The sequence below is a fragment of the Tistrella mobilis KA081020-065 genome (assembly GCF_000264455.2).
Lineage (GTDB): Bacteria > Pseudomonadota > Alphaproteobacteria > Tistrellales > Tistrellaceae > Tistrella > Tistrella mobilis.
Window position 1 is genome coordinate 865,306 of sequence record NC_017956.1, and the last position, 17,044, is coordinate 882,349.

18 protein-coding genes are annotated in these 17,044 nt (G+C 68.7%); 11 read left to right on the forward strand and 7 right to left on the reverse strand.

What is annotated here, in order from left to right; genetic code table 11:
* Positions 1-22: 22 nt before the first annotated feature.
* The 3 genes from TMO_RS03935 to TMO_RS03945 form a co-directional block, all read right to left on the reverse strand.
* Entirely contained in the window at positions 23-634 is a 612-nt protein-coding gene (locus TMO_RS03935) for an anti-virulence regulator CigR family protein (RefSeq protein ID WP_322111257.1), read from the reverse strand.
* On the reverse strand, positions 552-842 hold the full coding sequence (locus tag TMO_RS03940) for a hypothetical protein (protein ID WP_014744297.1): 291 nt from the start codon (positions 840-842) through the stop codon (positions 552-554). Before TMO_RS03940 ends, TMO_RS03935 begins: the two co-directional genes overlap by 83 nt.
* Positions 843-1,051: 209 nt before the next feature.
* Positions 1,052-1,795, reverse strand: a complete 744-nt coding sequence (locus TMO_RS03945) for a thermonuclease family protein (protein WP_014744298.1) — start codon at positions 1,793-1,795, stop codon at positions 1,052-1,054.
* A gap of 318 nt (positions 1,796-2,113) precedes the next feature.
* Between TMO_RS03945 and thrS the strand changes: the two genes are divergently transcribed.
* The 8 genes from thrS (at position 2,114) to TMO_RS03985 (ending at position 10,712) form a co-directional block, all read left to right on the forward strand.
* The gene (gene thrS / locus TMO_RS03950) at positions 2,114-3,997 is read left to right on the forward strand and encodes a threonine--tRNA ligase (protein ID WP_014744299.1); all 1,884 of its coding nucleotides are present in this window, start codon (positions 2,114-2,116) and stop codon (positions 3,995-3,997) included.
* Positions 3,998-4,216: 219 nt separating this feature from the next.
* Complete coding sequence (locus TMO_RS03955) at positions 4,217-4,705, forward strand: hypothetical protein (protein WP_051045300.1); 489 nt, start codon at positions 4,217-4,219, stop codon at positions 4,703-4,705.
* A 44-nt stretch (positions 4,706-4,749) separates the two neighbouring features.
* Entirely contained in the window at positions 4,750-5,337 is a 588-nt protein-coding gene (locus TMO_RS03960) for a YajG family lipoprotein (RefSeq protein WP_014744301.1), read from the forward strand.
* Positions 5,338-5,506: 169 nt separating this feature from the next.
* Positions 5,507-5,773: a hypothetical protein gene (locus TMO_RS03965; RefSeq protein ID WP_014744302.1), complete on the forward strand. Its 267-nt coding sequence runs from the start codon at positions 5,507-5,509 to the stop codon at positions 5,771-5,773.
* 130 nt (positions 5,774-5,903) lie between these two features.
* Positions 5,904-7,265: a hypothetical protein gene (locus TMO_RS03970; RefSeq protein WP_014744303.1), complete on the forward strand. Its 1,362-nt coding sequence runs from the start codon at positions 5,904-5,906 to the stop codon at positions 7,263-7,265.
* A 136-nt stretch (positions 7,266-7,401) separates the two neighbouring features.
* Positions 7,402-7,812, forward strand: coding sequence for a hypothetical protein (locus tag TMO_RS03975; RefSeq protein ID WP_014744304.1), 411 nt, complete (start codon positions 7,402-7,404; stop codon positions 7,810-7,812).
* A 118-nt stretch (positions 7,813-7,930) separates the two neighbouring features.
* Positions 7,931-9,157: an SLC13 family permease gene (locus TMO_RS03980; RefSeq protein ID WP_014744305.1), complete on the forward strand. Its 1,227-nt coding sequence runs from the start codon at positions 7,931-7,933 to the stop codon at positions 9,155-9,157.
* A gap of 88 nt (positions 9,158-9,245) precedes the next feature.
* Complete coding sequence (locus tag TMO_RS03985; RefSeq protein WP_014744306.1) at positions 9,246-10,712, forward strand: protein adenylyltransferase SelO; 1,467 nt, start codon at positions 9,246-9,248, stop codon at positions 10,710-10,712.
* A gap of 18 nt (positions 10,713-10,730) precedes the next feature.
* On the opposite strand, the gene TMO_RS03990 is transcribed toward TMO_RS03985, so the two are convergent.
* Together TMO_RS03990 and TMO_RS30240 are read right to left on the reverse strand one after the other, a co-directional pair.
* On the reverse strand, positions 10,731-11,141 hold the full coding sequence (locus TMO_RS03990) for a helix-turn-helix domain-containing protein (protein WP_014744307.1): 411 nt from the start codon (positions 11,139-11,141) through the stop codon (positions 10,731-10,733).
* A complete protein-coding gene (locus TMO_RS30240) occupies positions 11,029-11,454 on the reverse strand; it encodes a type II toxin-antitoxin system HigB family toxin (protein ID WP_081598764.1) in 426 nt (141 codons plus the stop codon). Before TMO_RS30240 ends, TMO_RS03990 begins: the two co-directional genes overlap by 113 nt.
* Positions 11,455-11,594: 140 nt before the next feature.
* Between TMO_RS30240 and TMO_RS03995 the strand changes: the two genes are divergently transcribed.
* Positions 11,595-13,076 carry an FAD-binding domain-containing protein gene (locus TMO_RS03995; RefSeq protein WP_014744308.1) on the forward strand — a complete coding sequence of 494 codons (1,482 nt, stop codon included), beginning with the start codon at positions 11,595-11,597 and terminating at the stop codon, positions 13,074-13,076.
* Between the two features lie 45 nt (positions 13,077-13,121).
* Positions 13,122-13,919: a phosphodiesterase gene (locus tag TMO_RS04000; RefSeq protein WP_014744309.1), complete on the forward strand. Its 798-nt coding sequence runs from the start codon at positions 13,122-13,124 to the stop codon at positions 13,917-13,919.
* Between the two features lie 30 nt (positions 13,920-13,949).
* Here TMO_RS04000 and TMO_RS04005 read toward each other — a convergent pair whose 3' ends face one another.
* Positions 13,950-14,888 (reverse strand): GlxA family transcriptional regulator, encoded by a 939-nt coding sequence (locus tag TMO_RS04005; protein WP_014744310.1) that lies wholly within the window; start codon positions 14,886-14,888, stop codon positions 13,950-13,952.
* 89 nt (positions 14,889-14,977) lie between these two features.
* Between TMO_RS04005 and TMO_RS04010 the strand changes: the two genes are divergently transcribed.
* Positions 14,978-15,676 carry a DJ-1/PfpI family protein gene (locus TMO_RS04010; protein ID WP_014744311.1) on the forward strand — a complete coding sequence of 233 codons (699 nt, stop codon included), beginning with the start codon at positions 14,978-14,980 and terminating at the stop codon, positions 15,674-15,676.
* A gap of 13 nt (positions 15,677-15,689) precedes the next feature.
* On the opposite strand, the gene TMO_RS04015 is transcribed toward TMO_RS04010, so the two are convergent.
* Positions 15,690-16,964: an ABC transporter substrate-binding protein gene (locus TMO_RS04015; protein ID WP_014744312.1), complete on the reverse strand. Its 1,275-nt coding sequence runs from the start codon at positions 16,962-16,964 to the stop codon at positions 15,690-15,692.
* Between the last annotated feature and the right edge of the window lie 80 nt (positions 16,965-17,044).

Here is a 17,044-nt window from a genome sequence, read left to right on the forward strand (position 1 = left end):
CGGGCCGCCGTCCGCCGCCGGTTCAATCGACGGCGTTGTTCAGGATATCGACGATCACGCCGGTCGCCGCTGCAATCAGCAGGATGTCGCGGCCGGCCTGGATCCATTCATATCCCTCGCGCCGGGGGAGACGATCGTAGAGGGGGCCCGGCAGGCGCTGCTTCGCGATGCCCGGCGGCAGCGGTTTGCCCCGCGCCAGATTGCGCGCGATGCCCGGCGGCAGCGGCTCGTAGGTGAACAGGCCGCGATGGTCGCCGACATAGTCGGTGATGATCCGGCGCTCGTTGCCCGTGATGATGTTCACATTGATCAGGGCCGGTGCACGATCGTCATGGCGATGATCATGCCGGCCGGGACCGCGGTCATCGTGGCGGTCGTCCCGGTCATGCTTCCCATGTTTCGGCCCGCCACCGCCCTTTGCATGCGGGGGCGGGTCGGCCAGCGCGGGATTGAAGACACCGGGCCCGGCCACAATGCCGGGCAGGGCGATCAGGGATATGGCCAGAACGGCCAGATGGCGCCGCACTGACCGGTGCGGGGCAGACGGGTGCTCAGACATCGGCTTCGTCCCATTCCGACCAAAGCTCGGCTTCAGCGCCCCGAGGGCTGTCGAAACCGCCACCATAACGATCATCGTAACGGCCGATGGCGCGGCGATGTCCCGGGGCTGCCGGCACCTCGAGGGCGACTTCCAGCCCCGGCACAGCTGCGATCACCAGCCTGCCGCCGTCGCCGGCCATGGCGGGCGTGCCCAGCATCGCGGCAAGGGCGGTGCCGGCGGCGACGCTGACGACGATCCGCCGGTTTCTGCAGGGGAGGTGGGGCCTGGCGCGGTTGCGCATCGGGACATCTGCTCCATCGGGTCGAGGCAGGGACCTGTCCACAGAACAAGACCGCGCCCCATATCGATCCGATGATGCCGCAGTTTGTGGCCGCGCGGGCGTGATCAGCCGATGTGCGAACTGTGACCGGCGGGGGGCGGCCCGTGCCCTCGCCCGAACCCTGCCCTCGCCCGAACCCTGCCCTCGCCCCAACCTCGCCCTTGGCAGGCTCAGCCGCCGGCCCTCTGCCAGCCGGCGGCGCGGGCATCGGCTTCGGAACAGAACCAGCGTTCGCCGTCGCCTTCGTCGATGCGGGTGCGCTCATAAGACCGGCTGCCGGGCACATGATACAGCCGCCGGCCGTCTTTGGAGATGTTGCCTTTGATGTCGCAGCCCTTGGGATGGCCGCCGCTGCCGGTGGCGGGCGTGGCCGGCGCGCGCTCGGGCTTGGCCGGCACCAGTGCTCCCGGTGGCGGGTTCAGTTTCACCCCCTTGCGATGGTCCCAGGGCATCACGAAGCGGCCCGACCACAGCCCCCGTTTCGCAGCCTTCGCCTCGGCTTCGGCCGGTACATAGTCGCGGCCGTAATTGACATAGGCCACCGCCAGGCCTTCCGAGACCATGCGCCGGTTGATGTCCTCGCCATTCACCGCACAACGCCCCACCACCCGGCCATAGCGATCGCGATCGACGATCTCGCAGGCGACGGTGCGTCCCGAGGTCAGCCGGTCGAGCAGCTGTGTCGCGTCGCGGCCGCAGCGCCAGGCACGGTTCTGTGCATCGGCGCAGATCTGCGAACTTTCCGGCGCATCGATGCCGAACATGCGGATACGGGTGCCGTGGATGTCGAGCGTGTCGCCGTCGATCACGCTGGCACGACCGGTGACGTCGGCGGCAAGGGCCGGTGTGATCTGGGCCGGCAGGGCCAGAAGGGCGAGCAGGGCGGCAGCCGCGGAAGCGAGGCGGGGGAACATCGGGCTCCTGGTCGGTCGGAGGAGGGGGCAACAACTCGACCGGGAGCTTAATCATGATTTCGAACTTATGGTAGTAACTGTCCCGCGAAAACGCGCGGCGGCATGCAGCCGGAGCGCGCAGGCGCAGGTATGCGCGCCCTGCACTGCCGCCACAAGTATCGGGCTGGCTTGAAAAGATGTCGGGGTGTTGCGACATCTGCGGTCCTTGACCATGGCCCCTGGCGGGCCCTATACCCCTTTCTCGGAAAGGCGCGTTCATGGCCCACCCGTGTCGTATGCGGGTGCGGGTGGCGCGCCTCGCAGATGAGGACATGACCCATGGCGAGCGAGATCGCGCCGGACGTCTATGCAATGCGCCATTCCTGTGCGCATCTGATGGCAGCGGCGATCCGTGAACTCTATCCCGAAGCCAAATTCGGCGTGGGGCCGCCGACCGCGACCGGTTTCTATTACGACATCGACCTGCCCGAGCCGCTGAAGCTCGACGATCTGCAGAAGATCGAGCAGATGATGCGTAAGCTGCGCAAGAAGAAGCTGCGGTTCGACCGCCGCGAACTGCCGATCGAGGATGCGATCGGCTTCATGCGTGAGCATCACCAGGATTACAAGGTCGAGCTGCTCCAGCTGCTGCGGGATCGCGGCACCACCGCCATCGCCAAGGAGACCGGCGACGACACCGCCGTCGATGGCGACCAGTCGGGCGTGGACAGCGTTTCGTTCTACACCACGGGCAATTTCGTCGACCTCTGCCGGGGGCCGCATGTCGAGAACACCGGCCAGTGCGGCGAGTTCAAGCTGATCAACATCGCCGGCGCCTATTGGCGCGGCAACAGCGACGGCCCGCAGCTGCAGCGCATCTATGGTCTCTGCTTCCCCACCAAGGAGGAGCTGGAGCACTGCCTGTGGCAGATGGAACAGGCCAAGCTGCGCGATCATCGCAAGATCGGCCGCGAGCTGAAGATCTACCGCTTCTCGCCCGAGGTGGGCGCGGGCCTGCCGCTCTGGCTGCCCCGCGGCACGGCGCTGCGCGACGAGCTGGAATTCCTGGCCCAGAAGGAAGAGCGGCGCGACGGCTATCTGCGTGTCGTCACCCCGCAGATCACCAAGGAAGAGCTGTACTACCGGTCCCGGCATCTGCCCTATTATGCCGAGGACATGTACAAGCCCTTCGAGATCGACGGCGAGCGCTTCTATCTGCGGCCGATGAACTGCCCGCATCACCACCAGGTCTATCTGGCGGAGAAGCACAGCTATCGTGACCTGCCGGTGCGCCTGTCGGAATACGGCCAGGTCTATCGCTACGAGGCGAGCGGCGCGCTGTCGGGCCTGATGCGGGTGCGCGGCTTCTGCCAGAACGACGCCCATATCTATTGCCGCTACGATCAGGCCAAGGACGAGTTCCTGAAGGTCATGCGGCTCCATGCCCGCTATTATGACCTGTTCGGGATCAAGGACTATTATATGCGCCTGTCGCTGCCCGATCTCGACAAGCTCGACAAATATGTCGACGAGCCCGAGAAGTGGCTGGCGGCGCTGAAGATCATCCGCGAGGCGATGATCGAGTCGGGCTATCCCTTCCGCGAGGTGGAAGGCGAGGCGGCGTTCTACGGGCCCAAGGTCGACTTCATGATCAAGTCGGTCATCGGCACCGAATACGCCATCTCGACCAATCAGCTCGACTTCCTGGCCACCCAGACCTTCGACCTCACCTATATCGGCGAGGACGGCAAGGAGCACCCGGTCTACGTCATCCACCGGGCGCCGCTGGGCAGCCACGAGCGGTTCGTGGCCTTCCTGATCGAGCATTACGCCGGCAACTTCCCTACCTGGCTCGCCCCGGTGCAGGCCATGGTGGTGCCGATCGCCGACCGGCACAACGACTATGCCCAAGAGGTGCGCAACCTGCTGTTCGACGCTGACGTGCCCACCGGCACCGGCGGCCTTCGGGTGGAGGTGGATACCAGCACCGAGCGGATGCAGAAGAAGATCCGCAACGCCCAGCTGGAGAAGATCCCCTACATCCTGGTGGTCGGCGACAAGGAGGCCGAAAACCGGACCGTGGCCGTGCGCCTGCGCAACGGCACCGATCTGGGGGCAATGCCGATCGCAGAGGTCATCGCCCGCATGCGCGACGAGGTGGTCAACCGCCGCGACATCGAGCTGCCGGTGATCGAGACCGCCGGAGATGCCACCGCTCATTGAGCGGTGCAGTCTGCGCGGTAACCGCATCTGCACAGAAGCCGCCGGGCAGCGGTGCCCGGCGGTTTTTCGTTCTGTGGTAAACCTTTGGCGACAAGGTGCGGACACGTCGTTGCATTAACCATATCCCTGGCATAACCTCCGCGCGTTTTCGGGACCTGACATCTCTTGAAGGAGGCGTGCGTGAGGCGGACGAGGATTGGAATCGCCGGGATCGCGCTGATGACCGGGCTGGCCATGGCACTCGGTGGCTGCGCGACGCAGGGGCAGAGCCGTTACAGCTATAAGGACGTCGGCCGGGCGAGCGAGGTGGCCTTCGGCACCGTGCTGTCGTCGCGCCAGGTGGACATCACCGGCCAGAACACCGGCGCCGGCGCCGTGGTCGGCGGCACCGCCGGCGGGCTTGCCATGTCGAATGTGGGGCAGGGCACCGGCAATGTCGCCGCTATTCTGGGCGGTGCGCTGGTCGGTGCGGTCGCAGGTGCCGTGATCGAGCAGGCGGCGGCCGACCGGGTCGGCATCGAATACGTGCTGATCCTGGCCAATGGCAAGACCATCACCGTGGTCCAGGAACAGGACGAGGGCGACGAGATCTTCGCACCCGGCGCCCCGGTGATGATCCAGACCAATGGCAGCTATCAGCGCGTGCTCTCCACCGCCAACTTGCCATCGGAAGTGTCGCGCCCCAAGGAAGTGAAGATCGTCGACTGACCCCCGACGGCCCGCTGACGTCCAGAAGAAAGCCGGACCCGCCCATGAAGAAGCTCATCACCGTGGCCCTCGGGCTGCTGATGCTCTCCGCCTGCGCCTTCACCGAGGATTCGATCCCCGTCCATTACACCGCCCCGGCCAATCTGGAGCTGGTGCAGGGGGCGTCGGACGTGACGCTGGAGGTGGTGGGCCAGGATGGCCGCGTCGCCAACCGCGATCGCATCTCCAGCAAGAAGAACGGCTACGGCATGGAGACCGCCCGCATCCTGGCGGCCAATGACGTGGTCGCCGAGGTTGCGAACGCGGTGCGCACCGAGTTGCAGTCGCTGGGCTTCACCCTCGGCGAGGGCGGCATCCACGTCGTCATCGAGACCCAGACCTTCTACAACGACTTCAAGACCGGCTTCTGGAGCGGCGATGCCGTGGCCGAGGTCGCCTTCATGCTGACCGCGACGAAGCCCGACGGCACGCTGGTCTACAGCCGCGCCTATCGCGCGGTCGGCATGAACAAGGACATCATGATGGCCTCGGCCGAGAACGCCGCCCCGGCGCTGGAAGAGGCATTGCGTGAGGCGGTCCGCCAGGTCGTTCAGGACAAGGCGCTTCAGGCGGCCCTGCTCGCCGCGAAATAAGGTCGCCCCACCCGCCGACCCACCCCACCGCCGGGCAGCGCTGCCCGGCGGTTTTTTGTCGGGCGCGCTGACGGCGAAGGTCTTTGGAATCGTTTTTCACGATCAAAGGGCTTGAGGAATCGCTCTTCACGGCGTGGAATCGTTTTTCACGACAGCCGGAGGATTTGTCATGCGTGCCGCATCGGATGCCGCGTTTCCCGGTCGTGTGACGGTCTTTGGGGATCGGCGTCTGCCGGCGCCTGCAACACCGGCGGGGTATGCCGCGTTGATCGAGGCGTACCGGCTGAACGTGCCTCTGCCGCGCCGCGGGGAGTTCCAGGCCCTCACCGACGCCGAGGCGGCCGCGGTGGAGGCCCTCTATGCCGATATCTTCGGTGAACGAAGCCAGGCCAGGCGCTGCCGCCTCTCTGCTCCTGCATCCCCGGCGCGACCGTAGCCGTGTCGTTTCTCTTCATGGTATAGTTATCACCATAAGAAAAGCGCGGGATGCGCGCATCTGATGGCATGCAGTCAGATCATGCCTGGATGATCGCTCCGGCCCCGCGTCCAGGGAGGAGACAAGGATCATGGCCCTCGAACCCGCGGCGCGGTCTGCGCTGGCAGAGATGATCGACGCCATCGACGGGCGCGGCTTCCGGTCGCCCGAGCTGATGGTGATCGGCGACAACGCGCTCAACGGGATGAGTTCCGCCACCCTCGACGGCCGCCGCGCGGCGGCGGCACCGCCGGTGCTGGCCGCTGCGGCTGCCGGGCTGCCGATCCGGCCGGTGACGCTGCCCCGGGCGGTGCTGGCCGATATGGAGCAGGCCTGCCGCGATCTGGCGGCGGGTGCCCTGAACGTCGCCGGTTTCCGTGAGCGGATCCTGGGTGATCTGGCGCTGTGGGAGGCGGATCTGGCCGGCCCGAAGGCCGAGGGTCCGGCCTGGTTCGACGTGCTCGCGATTTCCGGCGCGGCGGTGGCCGACCTCACCGATGCGGCCTCGGGCAGTGCGGGCGGCGCGCGGCGGATGCTGGCGGGAGCCGCGAAGCGCTTCCGGGCCGCCGCGGGCCTGCCGGGTGACGAGCTGGTCGAGATCCATATGGGGGTGGAAACCGTCCATACCCTCAACCCGCGCGGCCTCGCCGAACTCGACGGGCTGACCCAGGTCGACCATGTCGATCTGCGCCGGCCCAAGCGGCTGGTGATCGGCGTCGGCCAGAATGACGGGCTGGTGAGCGCGATCATGGCCGGCAAGCGGATCGACGTCTTCGACCGCCGTCTCGCCCGTCTGCCCGAGGCGATGCGCCGGCTGGGCGAGGCCCTGGCGCCGGGCCTGGAAGAGACGCAGCGCGTGGTTCTGCTGGGCCTGCCCCGGCCCGGCCTGGTCGCCAATCTCCGTCCGAAGACCCTGCACCCGGACGAGCAGGATCCCGGCCGCGACCCCAAGGCGCGCGACCACTGGCGGCGCTATGTCGGCTTCCTGGCCATGCGCGGCGACATGACCGGCCGAGAAGTGGTGGAGTTCGACGCCCACGCCGCCGAAACCTGGCGCAAGGCGGTGGAGGCCTTCCGCGGCGCCATTGGTCGGGCGGCCGACCGGGTGATCGAGGTCGATCCGGCTGCGGTGCTGGCCCCTTACGACCAGAAGCATGGCGGCGCGGGCCTGCCGGTCGATGTCGGCGGCCGCCGTCTGGCCCTCGGCAATCTGATCACCGATCCCGAAACCCCGGGGCTCTACGGCATCGACAACCTCAATCTCAACGGCGCCGGCCAGGCCCTGATCGCCCGCGCGCTGGCCGATGCCCTGGTCCCCGGCACGGGGGACGCGGTCGATATCGACGCCGCCGCTCGCGCCGAACCGCTGCTCCACGATGCCCCGCCGCTGCTCAACCCGGCCGCTTTCCTGATCTCGCTGCTCTCCCCCTTCGTGACGTTCGAGCGGATCTGAGGGGCGGCCCGCAGCCGCCGGCATGTCACGGTCTTGTCGCACCATGAGTTGAATTTCAGGGGCATGATTGTCGGGTCAGGCCCATGATGCCAGGAACCAGATGCCAGGAACCAGATGCTCGACCGGGGACTGAGCGATGGAGCGTGTCGACTATGCCGACGGCCGCCTGCGGATCACCAGAAACGGCAGGGTGACGGAGGTGGCACCGTCGGAGATCGTCTGTATCGATGACTGCGAGCTGGAAGACCCGATCCACCAGGGCGATGAACGCTTCCACATCATCCATGGCCGCCGACGGCAGGGCCAGGGCCGATTCTGGCTCATCGGGCCTTTCGTGCCGGGCGGGCTGGCGGCGGTTGCAGCCCTGACCGCAGCCCATCCGGAGCTTCCGCGGCGCGATGTCGTGGTGCGTGGGCTGCCGTGGAAATTGCGGGATCCCGGATGGCTGGGGCTACGTCTCATGCCCGTCGCCGGGCTGGGGGCGTTTCCGGAGCGCGCCCTACCACCAGCCGCCCTTCTGACAGGCGCCCGGCAAGCGGCATCTTGACTTACCTGTCTGACTGGCCGATTGACGGGATGCATATGCCATTCCGTCCGAGGCTCTGAAGCCATGCATCACGTCCGCCCGCAGGCCCGCAACGCTTCATGCCGTCAGCGGTAGCGGCATGACCTGGCTCACCCTCGCCATCTTCCTGGCGGTCTATGCCGGCATGGCGGCCGGGCGCTGGCCGGGGCTGGCGGTGGACCGGACGGGGATCGCCGTGATCGGCGGGCTGGCCATGGTCATCAGTGGGGCGGTGGCGCCCGAGGCGGCGCTGGCGGCGATCGACTGGCCGACGCTGATCCTGCTGTTCGCGCTGATGATCCTGTCGGCGCAGTTCGCGCTCGCCGGCTTCTACGACCGGGCGGCGGCGCGGCTGGCGGCGGGACGGGTGAGGCCGGCTCTGCTGCTGGGGCTGGTGGTGGCGGTCTCAGGGCTCACCTCCGCCGTGCTGTCGAACGATGTCGTGGTCTTCGCGCTGGCCCTGCCGCTGGCCCGTGGGGTGTGGGGGCGGGGGCTCGATCCCCGGCCCTTCGTGCTGGGGCTGGCGGGCGGGGCCAATGCCGGGTCGGCGCTGACCCTGATCGGCAATCCGCAGAACATCCTGATCGGCCAGCTGGGCGGGCTCGATTTCTGGAGCTATGCCGCGGCGGCGGCCGTGCCCTCGCTCGCGGCCCTTCTGGCCGTGCATCTCGCCATCGTCCTGGTCTGGCGGCGGCGCTGGCATCTGGCGGCGGACAGCTTGTCCGGGACGGCCCCCGACATGGGGATGGCGCCGGCCGTCGACCGCCCGGCGCTGATCAAGGCGGTGGTGGCGCTCGTTGCGGTGCTGGTCGCCTTCTCGACCCCGGTGCCCCATGTCGAGGCTGCGGTTGCCATCGCTGCCGCGCTGATGATCAGCCGGCGGATCGAAACCCGCCGCCTGCTGGCCGAGGTCGACTGGTCGCTGCTGCTGCTCTTCGCCGGTCTGTTCGTGGTGACCGGCGCCTTCGCCGCCACCGGTCTGCCGGGGCAGGCGCTGGCCTGGCTCGCGGGGGCCGGTATCGCGCCGGACCGGCTGGCGGTGATGGCCCCGCTGACGCTTGCCGGTTCCAACACCATCGGCAATGTGCCGCTGGTGATGCTGCTGCTGGCCATCCAGCCCGACTGGTCGCCGGCGGCGCTGACCGCGCTTGCCGTGCTCTCGACCTTGGCCGGGAACTTTCTGGTGGTCGGCAGCCTTGCCAATATCATCGCGGTCGAACGCGTCCGCAGCCTGGGGCTGGTGGTGGATTTCGCGACCCATGCCCGATCGGGCGTGCCGATGACCCTGGCCGGCATGGGGCTGGCGCTGCTTTGGTTCGTCGTTTGACGCCCCTGGACAGGCACCGGCCAGTCCAGGCAGGGTGGGTACAGTCGGCGCCCCCCGGGGCTGCCATCTTCAGCGAGGACCCGACGTCATGACGGCTCTCACCTGGCGGTTCGACAACAGCTATGCGCGTCTGCCCGGGGCCTTTTACACCCGGCAGGGGCCGACACCGGTGGAGGCGCCGGTGATGGTGGTCTTCAATCAGGGGCTTGCCGATGCGCTGGGGCTGGTGCCGCCGGGCGGGATCGACGACCGGTCTCCGGAGCTTGCGGCGCTCTTCGCCGGCAACCGTCTGCCCGACGGTGCCGAACCCCTGGCCCAGGCCTATGCCGGCCATCAGTTCGGCGGTTTCACCATGCTGGGCGACGGCCGGGCGATCGTGCTGGGGGAGCATCTGACCCCCGATGGCCACCGGGTCGATATTCAGTTCAAGGGATCGGGCCCCACCCCTTATTCGCGGATGGGCGACGGCCGCGCCGCGCTCGGGCCCATGCTGCGCGAATATCTGATCAGCGAGGCGATGCACGGGCTCGGCATCCCCACCACCCGCAGCCTGGCGGTGGTGGCGACGGGTGAGCCGGTCTATCGCGAAGAGGTGCTGGCCGGGGCGATCCTGACCCGCGTCGCCGCCAGCCATTTGCGGGTCGGCACCTTCCAGTATGCCGCCGCCCGCCACGACGTCGCCGGGCTGAAGGCGCTGCTCGACTATGCCATCGCCCGCCATGATCCGGATGCAGCCCTCGACCGGGTGCCGGCGCTGGCGCTGCTCGATCACGTGATCCGGCGCCAGGCGGCGCTGATCGTGGACTGGATGCGGGTCGGCTTCGTCCACGGGGTGATGAACACCGACAACATGACCATCTCGGGCGAGACCATCGATTACGGCCCCTGCGCCTTCATCGACGCCCACGACCCGGCGATGGTGTTCAGCTCCATCGATCGCGGTGGCCGCTATGCCTATGGCAACCAGCCGGCCATCGCCCAGTGGAACCTGGCCCGCCTGGCCGGCGCCCTGCTGCCGCTGATCGACGACGACCAGGAGGCGGCGGTGGCCGTGGCGCAGGAGCGGATCCAGGGGTTCGAGGCGCTCTATACCACCGCCTGGCAGGCGATGATGCGCCGCAAGCTGGGCCTGGTGTCGGAACAGCCGGGTGATGCCGCGCTGATCGGCGATCTGGTCGCCTGGATGGTCGATCGTGGCGCCGACCACACGCTGACCTTCCGCCACCTGACGATGGGCCGGCTGCCGGAAGACGGCGTCTGGGCCGACGAAGGCTTCCGCAGCTGGCATGCGCGCTGGTGCAGCCGCCGCGCGGCCGATGATGCGCCCGAGGCCGAGCAGCAGGCCGCCATGGCGGCAGCCAACCCGGTCTATATCCCCCGCAACCACCAGGTGGAAATGGCGCTGGCCGCCGTGACGGAAGAGGGCAATCTCACCCCGTTCCGCCGCCTGCTGGAGGTGGTGTCCCGCCCCTACGAGGCGCGGGACGGCCTCGACGCCTATGAGGCACCGCCGCCCGTGGGCAGCGGCCGCTACCGGACCTTCTGCGGCACGTAAAAGGGCGGCGGCTGTCGTTCAGTCGCCGTCGGACGTGGTCGAGGCCAGGGGCGTGGGCGGCACGATCTCGGTCTGGCGGATCAGCACCTCGGCCGGGATCTCCAGCGCTTCGTGCAGCTTGCGGATCATCTCGATCGAAAGCGGGCGGCGCCGGTTCAGGATCTCGGCGACCCGGCCGCGGGTGCCGATCATCGGCTCCAGATCCCGGCGTTTCAGCCCCAGGGCGTTCATGCGGTACAGGATGGCATCGATCGGATCGGGATGGTTCCGCGCGAAATGCTGCGCCTCGTAGGCCTCGATCAGGATGGTCAGAACCTCAAGCCGGTCGCCTTCGGGGCTGCCGGCCGGGGCGCCCCACAGCTGCTCCAGCTCGGCGAGCGCCGCCGCGTGGTCCGATCCGGTGCGGATGGGCTTCAGGCTCGCGGACATGGTTCACCTCCATGACGTCGATTTTATCGAAGGCCCGGTGCCGGCCCGCCCAGCGGATCCAGACGATGCCCCTGTCGAAGTCGACGGCCGTGACCAGGCGATAGCCGCCGTCCTTGATGCCGAACACCACCCGGTCGACACCGGTCAGGCTTGCGGTCGGGTATTGCCGGGTCAATGCGGCGGCATCCGGCCACTGAGCCGCCGAAACCTCGGCGACCCAGATGTCGAGCGCGGTTCTGACCGCCCGTCGGTCCCTGTGGCCCTTCAGGTCGGCGATCAGATCGTGAAGCGTGCTGCGGGCGATGATCCTCATGGATCGGACTATACGAGGGAACCCGCTTTGGGATCAATGGTCAACCGGCGGGCAGCCGTGGGGCGTCGCCCTCCGGCTGTCATGGACTCGTGTCGTGGCTGCGCTATCCTGCGCCTGGAACCGATAACGGGGAGACGGGCATGGCCGGAACGGCGGCAGGCGTGCAGGTGGTCTGGTTCCGGCGCGATCTGCGCCCGGCCGACCATGCGCCGCTGACGGCGGCCGCAGAGGCGGCGCGGGCGGCGGGTGCCGGGCTGCTGCCGCTCTATGTCTTCGATCCCGATCTCTGGCGGCGGGCCGATCTGGCCGGCCGCCACTGGGCGTTCCTGCGCGAGGCGCTGGTCGATCTGAGACGCGATCTGGCGGCGCTGGGCCAGCCGCTGGTGCTGCGCACCGGGGCCGCCGTGCCGGTGCTGGCGGCGCTGCATCGCAGCCACGGCATCGCCGGGCTCTGGGCCCATGCCGACGACGGCACGCCCGGCACCCGCGACCGCGATGCCGCCGTGGCCGCCTGGGCGGCGGGGGAGGGCATTCCCTGGCGGGTGACGACGCCCGGCCCGGCCGTCAGGGCGCCGCTGCCGGCCCCCGAAGCGCTGCCGCCGGTTGCCGGTATCGAGCCGGGTGCCATCCCCGAGACGATCGACCGGGTGATGGGCGATCGTGTGCCGGGCTGGCTGCCCGACACCTGCCCCGGCCGCCCGGCCGGGGGGCGGCGCGCCGGGCTTGCCGCCACCGCCCGCTTTCTTGAGCGGCGGCTGCCGCGCTATCTGCGCGACCAGGCGATCCCGGCGGTGGCGGGAGAGGCGGTGTCGCGGCTGGGGCCGCATCTGGCCTGGGGCACGCTGTCGGCGGGCGAGGTGCGGGCGGCGGCCGCCCGGCGCCGCGACGAGTTGCGCGACCTGCCTGAGGCGATCACCGGCGCCCGGCCGCGGGCGCTGGAGGTCTTCGGCGAACGGCTGAACCTGCGCGGCGCGGCCCTTGCCGACCCGCCGCAGGATCTGCCCGGCGAGCTGATGCCCCAGGCGGCCGGCACCCCGCTCTTCGACGCCTGGAGCCGGGGGGAGACCGGCTGGCCGATCGTCGATGCGGCGATGAAGGCGCTCGCCCGCGACGGCTGGCTGCCCTTCACCTTACGGGCGCTGGTCATGCAGGTGGCGGTGCTGCATCTGGATCTGGATCCGGTGCGGGCCGGCCTGGCGCTGGCCCGCGGCCTGGTCGACTACGAACCGGCGATCCACTGGCGCCGGCTGCGCGATCAGACCGCCGGTGCCCCCGGGGGCACTGTGCCGCGGCCGGGCAGCGCGGTGCGCTTCTCGGAACGCCACGATCCCGACGGCCGCTTCATCCGCAGCCATTTGCCGGCGCTCACCCGTCTGCCCGCCGCCTGGCTGCACGCCCCCTGGACGGCACCGGCGGACGTGCTGGCCACGGCAGGCCTCACCCTCGGCCGCGATTACCCGCACCCGGTCGCCGATCCCGGAGCCACCCTCCGCGCCGCACGTCTCCGCCTTCAGATCGCCATCGCTGCAGCCGTGCCGGCCGACACGGCCACGGCCCCGCCAGCCCCGCGCCGGGGCCGCCGCAAGCCGGTCGATCCGCGGCAGCTCGGCTTCGATTTCTAGAGCTTCGGGATCGGTTTTCGGAGACGGAAGAAGAGAGGGGCATTCATGCTGATCGCGCAGATATCCGACCCGCATATCCGCCCGCGCGGACGGCTTTATCAGGGGGTGGTCGATTCCAATGCGCAGCTGGCCGCGGCGGTGCGCCAGCTGAACGCGCTTTCGCCGGCGCCGGATCTGGTGCTGCTGTCGGGCGATGTGGTCGACGAGGGCCGGGCGGACGAATACGCCATGGCGCGGGAGATCCTGGGCGGGTTGCACGCGCCCCTGGTCGCGCTGCCCGGCAATCACGACGACCGCGACGCTTTCCGTGCGGCCTTCGCTGCGGACGGTTTCCTGCCGGCCGAAGGGCCGCTGCATCTGGTGGTGGAGGACAAGGGACCGGTCCGTGTGGTCGGGCTGGACGTGACCGTGCCCGGGGCCCATCACGGCATGGTCGATGACGCGGCTGCGTCCTGGCTGGATGCCACCCTTGCCGCTTCCCCCCACCGGCCGACGCTGGTGATGCTGCACCATCCGCCTTTCGAAAGCGGCATTCCCTATATCGACATCTATCGCTGCCTCGGCGCCGACCGGCTGGCGGCGGTGATCGCCCGCCATCCGCAGGTGGAGCGGATCACCTGCGGCCATATCCACCGTCATATGCAGATGCGCTTTGCCGGCACGCTGCTGGTCACCGCCCCCAGCACGACCACCGCCATCGCGCTCCGCCCGGAGCCCGGGGCAGAGCCCGCCTCGTTTCTGGAACCGCCGGCCCTGTTGCTGCATCACTGGCGCCCAGGCACCGGCCTGATCACCCACCTGCTGCCAGTGGGGATATTTCCCGGCCCCTGGCCCTTTGCCTGATCTGGCCCTTCTTCACCTGAATGCGGCGTTTCAGGACAGTCGCGCCGTCCGACGCACCGATTGCGGCGGATGGCCGAAGGCGCGGAGGAAGGCGCGGCGCATGCGTTCGGCATCGCCGAACCCGGTCGTCTCGGCGACCCGTTCGATCGAGTCGCCCGAGGACTGGACCCGTTCGCGCGCGACCTCCAGCCGCAGCCGCTCGATCGCCTTCGACGGGGTCGAGCCGGTCTCCGCGGTAAAGCTGCGGGCGAAATGGCGCGGGCTCAACCCCGCCCGTTCGGCCAGGCTTTCCACCGTCAGCGGCTTGTCGAGGTTCTCGCGCACCCAGGAGAGCAGGGGCCCGAAGCGCCCGTCCGGGGTCTTCAGCTCCAGCAGCGACGAGAATTGCGACTGCCCGCCGCCACGCCGGTGGTAGAGCACCAGCTGCCGGGCGATGTCTTTCGCCACCGCATCGCCATGATCCTCGGCCATCAGGGCGAGGGCCAGATCGATGCCGGCGGTGATGCCGGCGGAGGTCCAGATATTGCCGTCGCGCAGGAAGATGCGGTCGGGATCCAGCCGGACCTCGGGATAGCGGGCGACGAAATCCTGGGTGCGGCACCAATGCGTCGTCGCCTTGCGGCCGTTGAGCAGCCCCGCCGCCGCCAGGACATAGGCACCGGAGCAGACGCTGGCGATCCGGGTGCCGCGCCGGGCCAGGTGGCGCAGCAGGGCGAGCGTGTCGCGGCAGTCGACCGCCTGGTCGACGCCGAAGCCGCCCGCGACCACCAGTGTGGTGATGTCATCCACCGCCTCCAGCCCGCCGGCCAGAACCTCGACGCCCGACGAACTGCGCACCACGCCGGGGCGCACCGCAATCATCCCGGCGGTCGCCGCGGCCGGCACCAGCCGCTGCGCGATCTCGAAGACCGAGGCAGGGCCGGTTGCGTCCAGAAGCTGGAAGTCGGGAAAGATCAGGATGCCGATCACGGTTCTGTCCGTTTATGAGGGAACTACGGCATTTCGGATTTAATCCGAACATGGCACCGTCATCTCGTCAAGTCGTTTCGAGGTGTTCGATGTCAAAGAATCTGCGGTTCGGTCTTCTGGTCTTTCCGAATATCACCCAGCTGGATATGACCGGGCCACTCCAGGTGTTCTCATTTCTACCCGGGGCAGAGGTTCATCTGCTCTGGAAAAACACAGATGCAGTCCAGAGCGACGGCGTTTTGTCGATCACGCCCACGACCACCTTCGCCGACTGCCCGCAACTGGACGTGATCTGCGTGCCCGGCGGCTATGGCACCGACGCGCTGATGGACGATGCCGAAGTGCTGGATTTCCTGCGCCGCCAGGCTGCCGGCGCGCAATATGTCACCTCGGTCTGCACGGGATCGCTGGTTCTGGCTGCGGCCGGGCTGCTCGACGGCTACCGGGCGGCGACCCATTGGAGCGCGGTGGAGGCGCTGGCCCTGTTCGACGTGACCGTCTCGCGGGAGCGGGTCTGCATCGATCGCAACCGGATGACCGGCGGCGGGGTGACCGCGGGCATCGACCTCGGCCTCACCATCATCGCCCGGCTGCTGGACCGTCAGGCTGCCGAGACGATCCAGCTGCGGATGGAATACAACCCGGCGCCGCCTTTCGATGCCGGTTCCCCCGAGACGGCTCCGGCGGCGGTTCTTGCGGTGATGGAAGACCGCTTCCGGACGGCCCGGCAGCAGCGGATGGATCTGGTGCGGCAGATCCGGGCGGGGAGGCCTTCCCGCCCGGACTGACGAGGCCCGGCCGTCACTTGCCGGCAGCGGTCACCAGGCTGCAATCGCTCTCGCTGAGCGGGCGATAGGCATAGGCGGCCGGGATCGTCTCCAGCACGTTGTAATAGGCCCAGGGCTTCTCCTGCGCGCCCGGCTGCTTCACCTGGACGAGATAGAAGTCGTGGACGAGCTTGTTGTCTGCGCGCAACCGGGCGCCGGGGGCGTAGATGTCGTTGACCGGCGTCGCGCGCATATGGGCGACGACCCGCCCGGTCTCGTCGGTGCCGGTTGCGGCAACCGCCTTCAGATAATGCAGCACCGCCGAATAGACCGAGGCCTGGGGTGCCGTGGGCATGGCGCCGTGGCGGTCGAAGAAGCGCTTCGCAAAGGCCCGTGTCCCGTCATTCAGATCCCAGTACCAGGCGGTGACGCCGGTCAGGCCCTGGGCGGTTTCCAGCCCCATGCCGTGGATGTCGGTCAGGAACATCAGCTCGGCCACCGGGCGCTGATTGCCGGCGCTCATGCCGAACTCGTTCCACTGCTTCATCGAGGTGACCAGCTGGGCGCCGGCATTGGCGAAGGCGACGACATCTGCCCCCGAACTCTGCGCCTGCAGCAGGAAAGAGGCGTAGTCGGTGGTGCCGAGCGGGTGGAATACGGCGCCCATCGAGGTGCCGCCGGCGGCCTTCAGCGCGCTTTCGGACTCCTTCACCATGTTCTGCCCGAAGGCATAATCGGCGGCGATGAAGAACCATTTGTCCTGGCCCTGCGCCACCAGCCGGCGGATCGGGCCGCTGACCAGGTTGTAATTGTCGTGCAGCCAGGCAAGGCCGGTGGGGGAACACTGGCTGCCGGTGATGTCGGTGGTGCCGACCGCGGCGTAGATCACCAGCTTGTTTCGTTCGCGGGCGATAGACTGTACGGCCAGCGCGACCGCCGAATTGCCGACATCGACCACCATGTCGACACCCTCGGCTTCGTACCATTTGCGCACGATCTCGACGCCGATATCGGCCTTGTTCTGGTGATCGGCCGCAACGATCTCGACTTTGAGCGACGGCGCCAGCGCCTTGAAATCCTCAAGCGCCAGCCCGGCCGCGACCACCGAGCCCGCGCCGGCCAGATCCGACAGCGGCCCCGACTGGTCGTTGACCACGCCGATCCTGACCACATCGCCCGAAATGCCGGCCGCGCTTGCCGGCAGGGCTGCCGGCCCGGCTGCGGATATGGTTATGGCGGCGGCAGTCAGCAGTCGACCGGCCAGGCCGCGTGTCTTCGACACGGACCTGTCGTCCGTCTTCATCGTCATGTCGTGGTCCCCCTGTGGCGTCCGTTCCCGCAGTCTTCCCCTGCGTGCACGGCCCGATCGGCAAGTTGATCCTGCATCTT

Bases quoted from the DNA above. Each gene is read 5' to 3' on its own strand.
- TMO_RS04000 (WP_014744309.1), top strand. From the start codon at position 13,122: ATGCTGATCGCGCAGATATCCGACCCGCATATCCGCCCGCGCGGACGG.
- TMO_RS03995 (WP_014744308.1), top strand. From the start codon at position 11,595: ATGGCCGGAACGGCGGCAGGCGTGCAGGTGGTCTGGTTCCGGCGCGAT.
- thrS (WP_014744299.1), top strand. From the start codon at position 2,114: ATGGCGAGCGAGATCGCGCCGGACGTCTATGCAATGCGCCATTCCTGT.
- TMO_RS03965 (WP_014744302.1), top strand. From the start codon at position 5,507: ATGCGTGCCGCATCGGATGCCGCGTTTCCCGGTCGTGTGACGGTCTTT.
- TMO_RS03985 (WP_014744306.1), top strand. From the start codon at position 9,246: ATGACGGCTCTCACCTGGCGGTTCGACAACAGCTATGCGCGTCTGCCC.
- TMO_RS03980 (WP_014744305.1), top strand. From the start codon at position 7,931: ATGACCTGGCTCACCCTCGCCATCTTCCTGGCGGTCTATGCCGGCATG.
- TMO_RS04015 (WP_014744312.1), bottom strand. From the start codon at position 16,964: ATGACGATGAAGACGGACGACAGGTCCGTGTCGAAGACACGCGGCCTG.
- TMO_RS03990 (WP_014744307.1), bottom strand. From the start codon at position 11,141: ATGTCCGCGAGCCTGAAGCCCATCCGCACCGGATCGGACCACGCGGCG.
- TMO_RS30240 (WP_081598764.1), bottom strand. From the start codon at position 11,454: ATGAGGATCATCGCCCGCAGCACGCTTCACGATCTGATCGCCGACCTG.
- TMO_RS03960 (WP_014744301.1), top strand. From the start codon at position 4,750: ATGAAGAAGCTCATCACCGTGGCCCTCGGGCTGCTGATGCTCTCCGCC.
- TMO_RS03935 (WP_322111257.1), bottom strand. From the start codon at position 634: ATGATCGTTATGGTGGCGGTTTCGACAGCCCTCGGGGCGCTGAAGCCG.
- TMO_RS03945 (WP_014744298.1), bottom strand. From the start codon at position 1,795: ATGTTCCCCCGCCTCGCTTCCGCGGCTGCCGCCCTGCTCGCCCTTCTG.
- TMO_RS03955 (WP_051045300.1), top strand. From the start codon at position 4,217: ATGACCGGGCTGGCCATGGCACTCGGTGGCTGCGCGACGCAGGGGCAG.
- TMO_RS04010 (WP_014744311.1), top strand. From the start codon at position 14,978: ATGTCAAAGAATCTGCGGTTCGGTCTTCTGGTCTTTCCGAATATCACC.
- TMO_RS03970 (WP_014744303.1), top strand. From the start codon at position 5,904: ATGGCCCTCGAACCCGCGGCGCGGTCTGCGCTGGCAGAGATGATCGAC.
- TMO_RS03940 (WP_014744297.1), bottom strand. From the start codon at position 842: ATGCGCAACCGCGCCAGGCCCCACCTCCCCTGCAGAAACCGGCGGATC.
- TMO_RS03975 (WP_014744304.1), top strand. From the start codon at position 7,402: ATGGAGCGTGTCGACTATGCCGACGGCCGCCTGCGGATCACCAGAAAC.